Genomic DNA, 12698 nt, shown 5'->3' on the forward strand with positions numbered 1-12698 from the left:
ACGGGCATGTCGCGCAGCGTGTACGTCGCCTCTCCCGAGGGCGAATCGGGCAAGTCGACGGTGGCGCTGGGTCTGGTCGACCTGCTGAGTCGGCAGGTCGGCCGGGTGGGGATCTTCCGCCCGGTCACCGAGTCCAGCGAGCGGACCGACCGGGTGGTGGACCTGCTGCTCGCGCAGCCGGCCGTCGAGCAGTCCTACGACGACGCCGTCGGGGTCAGCTATCAGGTGATGCATCAGGACCCGGAAGCGGCGCTCTCCGAGATCGTCCGGCGGTTCCACGATCTGACCAGCCGGTTCGATGCGCTGCTGGTGCTGGGCAGCGACTACACGGACATCTCGACCCCGAGCGAGCTGGCCTTCAACGCCAAGGTGGCGGCCAACCTGGGCTGCCCGGTCGTGCTGGTCGTGCACGGCCGGGGTCGCACGCCGGAGCAGGTGCGACTGGCCGCCGAGTTCGCGGTGACCGAGTTGGTGGCAGCGCACGCCCGTCCTGTCGCGTTGATCGCGAACCGGATCACCCCGGCGGATCTCGAGGAGGTGCGCCGGACTCTCGGTCGTACCTCGCGCCTGCCGGTGGCCGCGATCCCGGAGGTGCCGCTGCTCTTCGCGCCGACGGTCGCAGCCCTTCAGGACGCCTGTCACGGTCGTCTGGTCCGCGGCAATCCGGCGTGGCTGGAACGGGAGTCGCACGGTTTCGTGGTGGCGGCCATGTCGCTGCCGAACGTCCTGATCCGGCTGGTCGAGGACTCCACCGTGATCGCGCCCGGTGACCGCTACGACCTTCTGCCCGGACTGGTGATGGCACACCAGTCCGGCACCTTCCCGAAGTTGGCCTCGATCGTGCTGACCGGTGGGTACACCCCGCCCGAGCCGGTGACCAGGCTCCTCGACGGGCTTCCCCTGGAGCTTCCGATCATCATCACCGACCTCGGGACATTCGAGACCGCAACGATTCTGGCCGGCGTACGTGGGCAACTGACGGCCACGTCCAGGGTGAAGATCGAGACCGCACTGCGGATCTTCGCTGATTCGGTGGACGGTGACGCCATGATGGCCGCGATCGACGTGGGGGGCGGTGACACCATGACACCGCTGATGTTCCAGTTCCAGCTGATCGACCGGGCGCGGTCGGACAGTCGTCATGTGGTGCTGCCGGAGGGGGAGGACGAGCGCATCCTGAGGGCGACGGCCAGCCTGCTGCGGCTGGGCGTGGCCGAGCTGACCCTGCTGGGCGACGAGAACGTCATCCGGGCCCATGCTTCGGCGCTGGGCCTTGACATCACCGGGGCGCACCTGTTGTCGCCCGTGAACCCGTTGCTCGTCGAGCGTTTCGCGGTCGAGTACACGAGAATGCGGGCCGCCAAGGGGATGACGATCGAGCGGGCCAGGGAGGTCGTCACCGACGTCTCGTACTTCGGCACGATGATGGTCCACCTCGGCCTGGCCGATGGGATGGTCTCCGGCGCACTGCACACCACCGCCCACACCATCAAGCCGTCATTCGAGATCATCAAGACCATCCCGGGTACGGCCATCGTCTCCAGTGTCTTCCTGATGTGCCTGGCCGACCGGGTACTGGTCTACGGCGACTGCGCGGTCAACCCCGACCCGACGGCCGAGCAGTTGGCGGACATCGCGATCTCCTCGGCGACCACGGCGCAACAGTTCGGCATCGAGCCCAGGGTCGCCATGCTGTCCTACTCCACCGGATCATCCGGCGCCGGAGTGGATGTGGACAAGGTAAAGGTGGCAACCGATATCGTGCACCGCCTACGGCCTGATCTGCTCGTGGAAGGTCCCATCCAGTACGACGCGGCGGTCGACCGTGCGGTCGCAGCGACGAAATTGCCGAACTCCGAGGTGGCCGGCCATGCGACCGTGCTGATCTTCCCCGATCTCAATACCGGCAACAACACCTACAAGGCCGTGCAACGCAGCGCCGGGGCGGTCGCGATCGGCCCCGTGCTGCAGGGCCTGAACAAGCCGGTCAACGATCTGTCGCGGGGGGCGACGGTCGCGGACATCGTCAATACGGTGGCCATCACCGCGATCCAGGCGCAGGGCTCACCTTCGGGATCAGGCGCATGAGAACGGCTGTGCTGGTGATCAACTCGGGATCGTCCTCGATGAAGTACCAACTGGTGGACGTCGACGAGGGCACGGCGGTGGCCAGTGGACTGATCGAGCGGATCGGGCCGTCGACGGCCAACGCCGAGCATCACTTCGCGGGCAACACGACAGTCTTCCAGGGCGAGATCGAAGACCATGCAGCAGCTCTGCGTGTCATGCAGCAGCTCTTCATCGAGTCCGGACGGCCGTTGCGGAGCGCCGCGCTGACCGCAGTGGGGCATCGGGTGGTCCACGGTGGAGCCATCTTCGGTGACCCGGTGGTGGTCGACAGCACTGTGCTGCAGCAGATCCGGGATCTCTCCTCGTTGGCCCCGCTGCACAACCCCGCCAACGCAACGGGTATCGAGCAGGCCACCCGGGCCTTTCCCGGTATCCCGCAGGTGGCCGTGTTCGACACCGCCTTCTTCCGCACCCTGCCGGCCGCCGCGTACACCTACGCCATCGACCGCACCGTGGCGGCCGAGCACCGGATTCGGCGCTACGGCTTCCACGGCACCTCACACCAGTACGTGTCCCAACAGGTCGCGATCGCGCTCGGCCGTGATGTGGAGGAGCTGGACCAGATCGTGCTGCATCTGGGCAACGGCGCGTCCGTGTCGGCCATCCGCGGGGGCGTCGCCGTCGAGACGTCGATGGGTCTGACGCCGCTCGAGGGTCTGGTGATGGGCACCCGCAGCGGGGATCTCGATCCCGGCGCCCTCCTGCACCTGCTGCGCAGCGGCCTGGACGTCGACCAGCTGGACACGTTGCTCAACCGGCAGTCGGGACTGCTGGGGCTCTCCGGGGTCAACGACTTCCGTGATCTCGCCAGAAGGATCGCCGACGGGGACGCCGAAGCGGAACTGGCGCAGCAGGTCTACTGCCATCGGGTGCGAAAGTACATCGGCGCCTACCTGGCCGTCCTGGGCGGCGCCGACGTCATCACCTTCACCGCCGGGGTCGGGGAGAACGCGGCTGCCGTCCGGGCGCAGATCCTGTCCGGACTGGAAGGTCTGGGGATCTCGGTGGACGACGCACGAAACTCCGTCCGCTCGCCCGACGCGAGGATCATCTCGCCGGACGGCTCGCCCGTCACGGTGATGGTGGTGCCGACGAACGAGGAACTGGCGATCGCGAGGGCATCGGCCCGCCTCGTGGCCAACGGCGCCGTCGCGGGCTCGAGCCGACACGCGCTACGGTCGAAAGGCAAGGCCCAGCCCTAGTCGCCCTCGAACAGGAGCACCAGATGTCACTCGATCGCCCCATCGCACCCGACCCCTACGAGTTGTTGCCGGCCGTCGGATCGTTCACCGTCACCAGCTCCGACGTGCAGGACGGTCGGCCGGTCGAGGACCGCTTTGCCGGCGCGCACGGCAACGTCTCCCCGCAGTTGAGCTGGTCGGGCTTCCCGGAGGCGACGCAGAGCTTCGCGGTGACCTGCTACGACCCCGACGCTCCGATCCCGAGCGGGTTCTGGCACTGGGCGGTGGCCGGCATCCCGACCAGCGTGACCGAGCTGGCCCAGGGTGCCGGAGACGGATCCGGCCTGCCGGCCGGCGCCTTCCAGCTGCGCAACGACGCCGGCCAGTCCGCCTACACCGGCCCGATGCCTCCGGCCGGCGACCGTGTGCACCGCTACTACTTCGTGGTGCACGCACTGGACGTGCCGGCCCTGGAGATCGACGAGAGCGCGACCCCGGCGTACCTCTCGTTCAACATGGTGTTCCACACGCTGGCCAGGGCGGTCCTCACCCCGACGTATCAGGTGGCCGGGTAGGCGTCACCCCGCGCAGGACACACCCCGCCGTCGCCGGTACGTCGGAACAGCGGGGCCCCGAACTGGCCTTCCTCGCCCGGGAAACAAGCCAGGCGTACCGTCGAAAAGCGTGCCGACCTCTTTCGAAGATCTCCCCGCCACCCTCGGTGAACTCCGCGCCTCCGGTCATCAGATCCGGGGCGTCAAAGCCGAGATCAGAAGCAATCTGCTGGCCGCCCTGCGCGACGGGGTCGACCCCTGGGCCGGCATCGTCGGTTTCGGATCGACGGTGCTGCCCCAGGTGGAGCGCGCCCTCATCGCCGGGCACGACATCGTGCTGCTCGGTGAACGCGGGCAGGGCAAGACCAGGTTGCTGCGCAGCCTGATCAACCTGCTCGACGAATGGACGCCGGTGATCGCCTTCTCCGAGCTCGGCGAACATCCCTTCGAGCCGATCGCGCCCGAGACCATCCGCCGGGCCGGCGAACTCGGCGATGCTCTGCCGGTGAGCTGGAGGCATCGCAGCGCGCGCTACACCGAGAAGCTGGCCACGCCGGACACCGCGGTCGCCGACCTGATCGGGGATGTCGATCCGGTCAAGGTCGCCCAGGGTCGCTCGCTGGGAGATCCGGAGACGATCCACTTCGGCCTGATCCCGCGGGCGCACCGCGGCATCGTCGCCATCAACGAACTGCCTGACCTCGCAGAGCGCATCCAGGTCGCACTGCTCAACGTGATGGAGGAACGCGACATCCAGGTCCGCGGCTACACGCTCCGTCTGCCGCTGGATGTGCTGCTCGTCGCGTCGGCCAACCCGGAGGACTACACCAACCGCGGCCGGATCATCACGCCGCTCAAAGATCGGTTCGGCGCCGAGATCCGGACGCACTACCCGCTCCGGCTCGAGGACGAGATCGCCCTCGTCCAGCAGGAGGCCGACCTGGTCGCCGAGGTGCCGGGCCACCTGCTGGAGATCATCGCGAGGTTCACCCGGCTGCTCCGCGAGTCCACCGCCATCGACCAGAGCTCCGGCGTGTCCGCCCGTTTCTCGGTGGCGGCGGCGGAAACCGTTGCTGCTGCCGCCCTCCGGCGCTCCGCGCTGACCGCCGAGGCAAGCGCCTCGGCCCGACCCATCGACCTGCAATCGGTCATCTCGGTGCTCCGCGGCAAGCTGGAGTTCGCCACCGGGGAGGAGGGCCGCGAGGAGGAGATCCTCGAGCACCTGCTGCGCCGTGCCACCGCAGAGACGGCGCGGTCCCGGCTCCGTGGGGTGGACCTGACGCCGCTGGCCGAAGCCGTCACCGCGCATCCGCTGCGGACCGGTGACAGGGTCCCGGCCGCCGACGTGGTCGGCGCGCTACCCGACGTCCCGGTCCTGACGGTGATCGCCCAGCGTCTGGGAGCCACCGGAACCGAGGATCCCGGCCCGATGGCCTCGGCTGCGGAACTGGCCCTGGAACTGCTCTTCCTGACGCGCAAGCTCGCGAAGGAGCCCAGCGACGACGGGGACACGGTCAGCTATGGCTGATCTCTCCGGCGGTCGCCGCCGTCGGGCCGACGACTACTCCTACGGTGCCTACGTCGACGGTCCCGACCCGTTGGCTCCACCGGTCGACCTGCGCGCGGCGCTGGACAAGATCGGCAAGGACGTGATGGAGGGCAGCTCCCCGCAGCAGGCCCTGCGGGAGCTGCTGCGGCAGGGTATGAAGAACCGCCGGGGTCTGGACGACCTGGCCAGGAAGATCTGGCAGAAGCGGCGAGATCTGCAGCGCGACAACAGGCTTGACGGGACCCTGCAGGAGGTGCGCGAGCTGCTGGCCAAGGCGCTGGGACAGGAGCGCGAAGCCCTCGCCCGGCAGCAGGGCGACGACGCCCGTTTCCGGGAGATGGAGCTCGACACGCTGCCCGGCGACACCGGCGGCGCGGTCCGGGAACTCGGCAAGTACGACTGGCAGTCCAGCGATGCCCGCGAGACGTTCCAGGAGATCCAGAACCTGCTCGGCAAGGAGATGCTGGACCAACGTTTCGCCGGGATGAAACAGGCCCTGGAGAACGCCACGCCGGAGGACACCGAACGCATCCGGGAAATGCTCGACGACCTCAACGCGCTGCTCGCCGCCCATGCCGCCGGTGCGGAGACCGCCGCGCAGTTCGGCGATTTCATGAGCGAGCACGGTGAGTTCTTCCCCGAGCAACCGCAGAATGTCGAGCAACTGATCGACCTGCTGGCGGCAAGGTCGGCAGCGGCACAGCGGATGATGAACTCGATGACTCCGCAGCAGCGGGCCGAGCTGGCGCAGCTCTCGCAGCAGGCCTTCGGTGACCCTCGGTTGGCACAGTCCCTGTCCCAGTTGGATTCTCAGCTGCAGGGGCTGCGACCGGGGCAGGACTGGTCGGGGTCCGGTCGGTTCGACGGGGACAATCCGATGGGGATGGGCGAGGGCACCAGAGCCCTGGAACAGTTGGGGCAGTTGGACTCCCTGGCCGAGCAGCTCTCGCAGAGCTATCCCGGTGCCAGGCTGGACGACATCGATCTCGACGCACTGGGCGACGCCCTCGGTGACCAGGCCAGGGCCGACGTCCAGGAGCTGGCCGACCTGGAACGTGAACTGCGCGACCGCGGAGTCTTCGACCGCGCCGACGACGGCTCGTTGCGACTGTCTCCCAAGGCGTTGCGCCGGCTCGGTGAGTCCGCACTGAAGGACGTGGCCGACCAGATCTCCGGACGACGCGGTGAGCGTGAGACCCGGAGATCCGGCGCCTCCGGGGAACCGACCGGCTCCACCCGGCCGTGGGCCTTCGGCGACACCCAGGCGTGGAGTGTGCCGCGGACTCTGCTCAACGCCCAGCTACGGCGGGCCGGTGGGGACGAGAACGTCCTGGATGTCAGCGATGTCGAGGTGATCGAGACCGAGCAACGCACCAGGGCGGTGGTCGCGCTGTGCGTGGACACGTCGTGGTCGATGGTGCAGGACGGCCGGTGGGTGCCGATGAAGCGAACCGCACTGGCGCTGCACCAGCTGATCTCCACCAGGTTCCGTGGAGATGCCCTGCAGCTGATCACCTTCGGGCGACGCGCCGACAAGGTGGAGCTCGGGGAGCTGATCGGCCTCGAAGGCGCGTACGTGCAGGGCACCAACCTGCAGCACGCCCTGATGCTGGCCGGCGATCACCTGCGGTCGCAGCCGGATGCGATGCCGGTCGTGCTGGTGGTCACCGACGGAGAGCCGACCGCGCACCTGGAGCCGGACGGCGACTTCGCGTTCTCCTATCCGCCGGATCCGCGCACCGTCCGCGCCACGCTGGTCGAACTCGACAAGCTCGCCGGTCGGCGCGCTGCGATCAGTTTCTTCGTGCTCGGCGACGACCCGAGGCTGGCCTCGTTCATGGATTCGCTGGCCCGACGGTGCGGCGGCCGGGTGATCGCCCCCGATCTCGACGGGCTCGGTGCCGAGGTGGTCGCCGACTACCTTCGCACCCGGCGGTAGACGGGCGGCCCGGTGACGGGTGGGACCGGGTCAGGCCAGCCGGGCGGGGAACCCGCCGGTCGCGATCGGAGACCAGCGGGTCGGCGTCAGGCGGATCAGGCACTTGCGCTGGACGGCCATGGCGTGGCGGTATTCGCTCCAGTCCGGATGTTCGCCGGCAATGCTGCGGAAGTACTCCACCAGCGGCTCGATCGCCTCCGGCAGATCGAGAACCTCGGCCGTTCCATCGATCTGCACCCAGGCGCCGCCGAAGTCGTCCGACAGCACCAGTACCGACGCCTTGCCGTTGCGCCGCACGTTGTGGGCCTTCGCCCGCTCGGGGTACGTCGCGATGACCACCCGGCCCTCCAGGTCGACCCCGCCGGACACCGGCGAGTTCTGCACGCCGCCGTCGGACCGCCAGGTCGTCACGATCATGTGGTGGCGGGGGCGGACGAACTCCAGGAGCGCCTCCCGCTCGACCTCGGTGTTGGTGGCGATGGTGCGGCCCATCGGATCAGGCCCCCGAGCTGTCCGGCTCGCTGGCCCGGCCGACATCCGACGACGGATCGTCCGTCACCGCCACCGATGCGGCCTCGCTGACCGCGTCGGCGATGGGGTGACGTCCGGACACCAGATCCAGCGAGAGCCCAGCGGTGCGGGGCTCGTCCAGGAGCGCCACCAGGACAGCGGCGACGTCCTCGCGAGGTACCGATCCGCGGCCCACCCTGGTGGCGAGCGTGACGTGCCCGCTGCCCGTGCCGTCGGTGAGAGCTCCGGGGCGCACCACGGTCCAATCCAGGTCACGGGTACGCAGATCCTCGTCAGCTGCCTGTTTGGCCGTCATGTAGGCGGCGAAGACCGGATCGTGGTCGGGCTGCGCCCCGGCATCGGACCCGATGGCCGACACCAGCACGTAACGCCGGACACCGGCCAGGATGGCGGCGTCGGCGAGCAGGGCGGCGGCGCCCCGGTCGACCGAGTCCTTGCGCTCGGCGGAGCTTCCGGAGCCGGCCCCGGCGGCGAAGATGACCGCATCCGCCCCGGTTAGATGAGTGGAAAGCTCTGCGGCGCCGACATTCTCGAGATCGATGACGATCGGGAAGCCGCCCGCCGCGACGACGTCCGCCTCCTGTGCCGGGTTTCGGATCAGCCCGACCGAATGGTCACCGCGTTCGGCCAGCAACCTCTCGACGTGCAATGCGATCTTCCCGTGGCCACCTGCAATCACAACCTTCATGACCCCACGGTACTCACCCATCGGTGCAGTTCGCGCTCCCCCGTGGCTACCATGGTCCCGTGGCACCCCACCGATCGCTCGGCGCGAACAAGACGCCGAGCCCGAAGCGCGACCGTTTGATAGCGATGATCATCTGGGTCGTCATCGGATTGCTGATCGGTCTGGCCATCGGCGTCTTCACCGGCAGTGGCGGCTGGGTCTGGCTGAGCATCGGGTTCCTGGCCGGGTTGCTGGCCGCGTTCCTCCTGACGCGCCCTCACCAGCAGATCGAAGAAGACTGAGCCGGGCGTGTCCCGGCCACGGGCGGGCGTCGCAGACCGGGCGTAACGTCGGACATGTCCCGGTGTAACGCCGGTGCGTACTCCTTCGTCGAACGGATTTCACCCATGGCCACCGCCACCTGGAACGGCACCGTCATCGCGCAGAGCGATTCCACCGAGATGGTGGAGGGTAACCACTACTTCCCGCTGGAATCGGTCAGGGCCGAGTACCTGCAGCCGTCGACGCTCACGTCGGTCTGCCCCTGGAAGGGCACCGCGTCCTACTACACGTTGTCCGTCGACGGACAGCAGAACAAGGATGCCGCGTGGTACTACCCGGCGCCCAAGGACGCCGCCGCCCAGATCAAGGACCACGTCGCGTTCTGGAAGGGCGTCACGGTCACCGACTGAACGCCTCCCGCGTGTCGACCTCACCGTGGGACGACAGCAGCGCCGCACCCAGGGGATCGTTCAGGGTGACGGCGCTGCCGTGTCGACCGGGCAGTACTGCCCCAGCCAGAGTCGGTGGCTGTCAGCTGCCGAAGACGTCCTTGGCAGCGTCCTTGACCTTGTCGCCGGTCTGCTTGACCTCGGCGCCGGCCTTGTCCGCCTTGCCCTCGGCCTCAAGTTCCTCGTTGCCGGTGACCTTTCCGACGGTTTCCTTGACGGTGCCGACGGCTTCCTCGGCTGCGTGCTTGATCTTGTCTCCCAGCGACATGGTGGATCCTTCTTCCTTCGGTGTGGGGAGGCTCCGGACGGAGATCCCTGTTGGCGCTCCGGCCGAGGCCGGACCCCGCCCAGCAATTCGTAGCCGGTGTCCGCCGGGATGCGTACCCGACGGGTGAAATCCACCAGGATGCAGGTCACGGGCTGTCGCCCGACGCGGACTGCAGTCGCTCACCAGTGCTTGCCCACCTGCGCTTGCCCCTTCTGGTAGCTCCTGTTCAGCCGACGGCCGGTACCTCGACGCCGGCGCTGGTCGGCAGGGCTTGGCCCGGGCAGCTGTCGAGGACCGACTCCATGGCCGCGCGTTCGGCCGCGGTGACCCACAGCCGGTAGAGAGCCTTCACCGCGATCTGCCGGGCGACGTATTCGCAGCGGTAGGCCCTGTGGGGTGGGAGCCAGGTGGCGGCGTCACCTCGCCCTTGGCCTGGTTGGTCGGTCCATCGACGGCCAGTAGTTCCAGCGGGTCGTTGGCGAGTTCCTGACGTTGTGTCGCGCCGAGGGCTCGGGCCCCGGTCTGCCAGGCATCGGACAGGGAGACCACGTGGTCGATCTGCACGAGCAGGCTCGTCTTCTCGCCGCGCAGGAATTTGACCTCGTGCCCCGTGTACGGGTCGCGCAGGGTCCCGGAAGCCGCCACGCAGCCCTGCGTGCCGGCCTTGGTGACAAGGGCGGCCAGGTCTCGCCTCAGGACGTCGTTCCTGGTGTCGCAACCGTTGTGGCCACCGTTCACGGTGACGTCGTCGGTCCAGGCGTTGCCGAATCTACCCCGGCTGTAGCCCGTTCTCGGGGCCCGGCCCCTGACCGGGAGCGAATGCAGCGCGGCCAGGGCGCTGTCGGGCCCGGTGGTGATCGAATGCGTTGACCCGGTGGGCGGTGTCTCCTGCTGTCGTGAGGTCAGCGGGGTCGAGATCAGAGGTGACGTGGTACTTGTCGCGCCGGCAGACGGTGGTGCGCTGATCGGCGGAGCGGCCGTACAGCTGGCGAGCACGACGGCGACGGCCAGGTACCACGATCGTCCTGGCCCCGCAGGTGCGTGCACGGACTTAGACTGTCAGATGGTCCGACAGTGGCCGGTCGACGGCCGACGGCCGAGCACTCAACTCGGCTCGACGGTATCGGTTCGATCCGTTAGTTTGACGATTGATCGACACCATTGATTCGTACTGTTGGGCGGGAGCATCACGGCCCGCTCGGCGTTCTCGAGAAGGACGGTGACTCGATGGACATCATCCCCATCCCCTTGCCAGGCCGTCGGCGAAGCAGACGCCGCCTGCGTCTCGGTGCATTCCGGTGATGGTTCACCAGCTCTCCCGGGCGGACGCACGGCGAATTGCAGTACGAGCGCAGCTGTTGGATCGCAGCCGGCCGACCAACCTGCTGGACGTCGTGCGTGACCTGACCCTCCTGCACATCGATCCGACGTCCGCCGTGGCGCCGAACGTCGATCTGGTGGCCTGGAGCCGGCTCGGGTCGTCGTACGCATCGGCCGAACTCGAGGCTGCACTGGAGGACGGCACGCTGATCGAACTGCGCGGAATGATCCGTCCGCGCGAGGATCTCGTGCTCTACCGTGCCGAGATGGCCACGTTGCGGGGACACGGCCGGCTCCGCGACTGGCAGGAAGTGCAGCGAGATTGGGTCGAGGACAACGACGCCTGTCGACTGGACATCCTGCACCGGCTCGAGCTGTCCGGGCCTCTGCGGTCGCGGGAGCTTCCGGACACCTGCGTCGTGCCCTGGGTGTCGAGCGGTTGGACGCACGACCGCAACGTCAGCATGATGCTGGAGCTCATGGCGGCCCGCGGAGAGGTGGCCGTGGCCGGTCGGCAGGGGCGGGACCGGTTGTGGGACCTGGCGAGTCAGGTATATCCGGACGACCCGGTCGTTCCCCTCGAGCAGGCACTGCAGGTCCGCAACGAGCGTCGCCTGCGTTCGCTGGGTATCGCTCGCGCTCGGGCACAGGAATGCCAGGTGGAGCCGTGGCACGTGAGCGAGGTAGGGGAGCCTGCCGTTGTGGAGGGAGTCAAGGGTGAGTGGCGGGTCGACCCATCCCAACTGGGCCAGCCGTTCTCGGGCCGCGCGGCGTTGGTGTCCCCGCTGGACCGGTTGATCCACGATCGCAGGCGGATGGCGGAACTGTTCGAGTTCGACTACCAGCTGGAGATGTACAAGCCCGCCGCGAAGCGCAGGTGGGGCTACTTCGCGATGCCGATCCTCTACGGCGACCGGTTGGTCGGAAAGCTGGATGCCACCGCAGACCGCAAGGCGGGGGTCCTTCGGGTCGACGCGATCCACCAGGACGAAGTGTTCGGCAAGACCATGAGCACAGCGATCGACCGTGAGATCAAGGACCTGGCCAGGTGGCTGGAACTCGAACTTCTGCTGCCGATGTGAAACCGGTCTGTCTGTTCGCGGGTGGATGCTGATCAATTCTTTGCCCCGCCGAAAGAGGCACAGTAGTCGTGACCATTCTGTGACCTGGGGGTGGCTCGAAATGATGCTTATTTCGGGGTCGGCTGTCGGTGCCCGCCGATAAAGTTCTGGATATGGGGACGGCCGGATTCGTCGATTCCGACCAGGCCAAACAATTGGTCCGGTCGGCGATGAACACCGTCACCGAATTTGCGGGACGGCGCGTTCTGGAAGATCGGCGCCGACGATCTGCTGACGTTGGGTCAGGAACTGGAAATGCTGTCCCGGTCGGTGTATGCGGTCAAGGTGCACGTGGCGGGGGAGGTCGACACCCAAACGATGGCGACACCTCGGGGGTGCCCCTCGACGGCGGCGCTGCTACGGCAGGTGCTGCTGATCTCCCCGACGGAGGCCCACAGCCGGGTCAAAGCCGCCCGCACGGTGCTACCGCTGAGCAGACCTCGTCGACCCGTAGCACCGTTATGTCTGCTGCATGGATCAACTTCGCCCCTTTGGGACGGGTGGGACAGAAGTCATCACTTTCGTCCATGCTTGGGAAGTTGATCCACGCCAGACGGGGGGATCCACGCCTGGCAAGTTGACGCTCCTATGTTTGGCATGCGGCGGCGGCCTCGGGGTGGCTGCGGAGGCCGGTGGACAGGCGGCGCTGGCTCGGGACACGGCCGCTGCCGGCGCGGTGAAGCTCAAAGCACGCTGATTGGACGCGC

The 12698-nt window shown here is 68.0% G+C and carries 14 protein-coding genes; 9 read left to right on the forward strand and 5 right to left on the reverse strand.

The window, feature by feature from the left end; genetic code table 11:
• Nucleotides 1-6 precede the first annotated feature (6 nt).
• The 5 genes from pta (at nt 7) to H7F38_RS06755 (ending at nt 7353) form a co-directional block, all read left to right on the forward strand.
• Nucleotides 7-2088 (forward strand): phosphate acetyltransferase, encoded by a 2082-nt coding sequence (pta, locus tag H7F38_RS06735; protein WP_187093402.1) that lies wholly within the window; start codon nt 7-9, stop codon nt 2086-2088.
• Nucleotides 2085-3332, forward strand: coding sequence for an acetate/propionate family kinase (locus H7F38_RS06740; protein ID WP_187093403.1), 1248 nt, complete (start codon nt 2085-2087; stop codon nt 3330-3332). The genes pta and H7F38_RS06740 overlap by 4 nt, the downstream gene beginning before the upstream one ends.
• Nucleotides 3333-3355: 23 nt before the next feature.
• Nucleotides 3356-3886 carry a YbhB/YbcL family Raf kinase inhibitor-like protein gene (locus H7F38_RS06745; protein ID WP_187093404.1) on the forward strand — a complete coding sequence of 177 codons (531 nt, stop codon included), beginning with the start codon at nt 3356-3358 and terminating at the stop codon, nt 3884-3886.
• A 109-nt stretch (nt 3887-3995) separates the two neighbouring features.
• Complete coding sequence (locus H7F38_RS06750) at nt 3996-5393, forward strand: ATP-binding protein (protein WP_187093405.1); 1398 nt, start codon at nt 3996-3998, stop codon at nt 5391-5393.
• On the forward strand, nt 5386-7353 hold the full coding sequence (locus H7F38_RS06755; RefSeq protein ID WP_187093406.1) for a VWA domain-containing protein: 1968 nt from the start codon (nt 5386-5388) through the stop codon (nt 7351-7353). The genes H7F38_RS06750 and H7F38_RS06755 overlap by 8 nt, the downstream gene beginning before the upstream one ends.
• A gap of 30 nt (nt 7354-7383) precedes the next feature.
• On the opposite strand, the gene H7F38_RS06760 is transcribed toward H7F38_RS06755, so the two are convergent.
• Nucleotides 7384-7845: a PPOX class F420-dependent oxidoreductase gene (locus H7F38_RS06760; protein WP_187093407.1), complete on the reverse strand. Its 462-nt coding sequence runs from the start codon at nt 7843-7845 to the stop codon at nt 7384-7386.
• Between the two features lie 4 nt (nt 7846-7849).
• A complete protein-coding gene (locus tag H7F38_RS06765; protein ID WP_187093408.1) occupies nt 7850-8572 on the reverse strand; it encodes an NAD(P)H-binding protein in 723 nt (240 codons plus the stop codon).
• Between the two features lie 59 nt (nt 8573-8631).
• Between H7F38_RS06765 and H7F38_RS06770 the strand changes: the two genes are divergently transcribed.
• Both H7F38_RS06770 and H7F38_RS06775 read left to right on the forward strand, forming a co-directional pair.
• Complete coding sequence (locus tag H7F38_RS06770; protein ID WP_187093409.1) at nt 8632-8853, forward strand: hypothetical protein; 222 nt, start codon at nt 8632-8634, stop codon at nt 8851-8853.
• 105 nt (nt 8854-8958) lie between these two features.
• On the forward strand, nt 8959-9243 hold the full coding sequence (locus H7F38_RS06775) for a DUF427 domain-containing protein (protein ID WP_187093410.1): 285 nt from the start codon (nt 8959-8961) through the stop codon (nt 9241-9243).
• A gap of 121 nt (nt 9244-9364) precedes the next feature.
• Here the strand turns inward: H7F38_RS06775 and H7F38_RS06780 are convergent, their stop codons facing one another.
• The 3 genes from H7F38_RS06780 to H7F38_RS06785 form a co-directional block, all read right to left on the reverse strand.
• On the reverse strand, nt 9365-9550 hold the full coding sequence (locus H7F38_RS06780; RefSeq protein WP_187093411.1) for a CsbD family protein: 186 nt from the start codon (nt 9548-9550) through the stop codon (nt 9365-9367).
• Between the two features lie 226 nt (nt 9551-9776).
• Nucleotides 9777-9902 carry a hypothetical protein gene (locus H7F38_RS25900; protein ID WP_255498269.1) on the reverse strand — a complete coding sequence of 42 codons (126 nt, stop codon included), beginning with the start codon at nt 9900-9902 and terminating at the stop codon, nt 9777-9779.
• Complete coding sequence (locus H7F38_RS06785) at nt 9899-10597, reverse strand: HNH endonuclease family protein (RefSeq protein WP_222618500.1); 699 nt, start codon at nt 10595-10597, stop codon at nt 9899-9901. Before H7F38_RS06785 ends, H7F38_RS25900 begins: the two co-directional genes overlap by 4 nt.
• A 254-nt stretch (nt 10598-10851) precedes the next feature.
• Between H7F38_RS06785 and H7F38_RS06790 the strand changes: the two genes are divergently transcribed.
• Both H7F38_RS06790 and H7F38_RS26520 read left to right on the forward strand, forming a co-directional pair.
• On the forward strand, nt 10852-11952 hold the full coding sequence (locus H7F38_RS06790) for a DNA glycosylase AlkZ-like family protein (RefSeq protein ID WP_187094526.1): 1101 nt from the start codon (nt 10852-10854) through the stop codon (nt 11950-11952).
• 294 nt (nt 11953-12246) lie between these two features.
• Nucleotides 12247-12534, forward strand: a complete 288-nt coding sequence (locus tag H7F38_RS26520; RefSeq protein ID WP_370531338.1) for a hypothetical protein — start codon at nt 12247-12249, stop codon at nt 12532-12534.
• The last annotated feature ends 164 nt before the right edge of the window (nt 12535-12698 follow it).

Source organism: Nakamurella sp. PAMC28650, from assembly GCF_014303395.1.
GTDB lineage: Bacteria > Actinomycetota > Actinomycetes > Mycobacteriales > Nakamurellaceae > Nakamurella.